This window comes from Vibrio sp. 811, from assembly GCF_033339195.1.
The window spans coordinates 1-677 of the sequence record NZ_JAWOUB010000448.1 but is presented as its reverse complement, the minus strand read 5'-3'; the positions used below and the strand labels follow the sequence as shown (position 1 = coordinate 677).

The 677-nt window shown below is 44.8% G+C and carries 1 protein-coding gene and 1 pseudogene; both read left to right on the top strand.

All coding sequences use genetic code 11. The features are described 5' to 3' along the window. Positions 1–181 (top strand): annotated as a pseudogene (locus R7Q46_RS27410) (OmpA family protein); the annotation flags it as partial. 61 nt (positions 182–242) lie between these two features. Next, the coding region (locus R7Q46_RS27405; protein ID WP_318078304.1) for a mechanosensitive ion channel family protein at positions 243–677 on the top strand (435 nt) is incomplete at its 3' end.

Genomic DNA, 677 nt, shown 5'->3' with positions numbered 1-677 from the left:
AGCTCAAACTGTGGTCGAATATCTCAAGACCAAACTTGATGCGTCACGGCTTGTTTGGGAGGTCAAAGCGTTTGGTGAACTGCAACCGGTCATAAATCAAACGACTTCGGAAGCAAACGCACTGAATCGACGTGCCTTTATCGTATTTAAAGAGAGTGAACACGGACAACTGACAGAATAATTTGTTATGGTTACCCATTACTATTCGAAAGATAATAAGTCTGTAACAAGGGAGCAGGGTAATGGAGAAAGTGCAGTTGGTCGTCGATTTTCTTCTCACGCACAAAATGCTGTTTACCACATTAATTTTGTTTTTTATGTGGTTGGTACGTCGTTCAATTTTGTCGATGATTCGCGGTGATCATGCCTTTTTAACCGAAGATCAACGCAGTTGGATGTCGAGAACCAAAAACGGTACGTTTGCGTTCACATTGCTGATCCTGTTTATCCTCTGGCAATCAGAAATCAGTGAGTTTGCGCTCAGTGTTACAGCGATTGCGGTCGCTATTGTGGTGGCATCGAAAGAGATCATTTTGTGTTTTACAGGCTCGATTCAACGTGCGAGTTCGCGCTCGTTTCGAGTGGGTGATTGGATTGAAGTGGGGAAGTTGTGTGGCGAGGTGATGGAAGACAACATGATGGCGACAGTGAGTGAAGAGAGCGGTTTGCATCAGGGG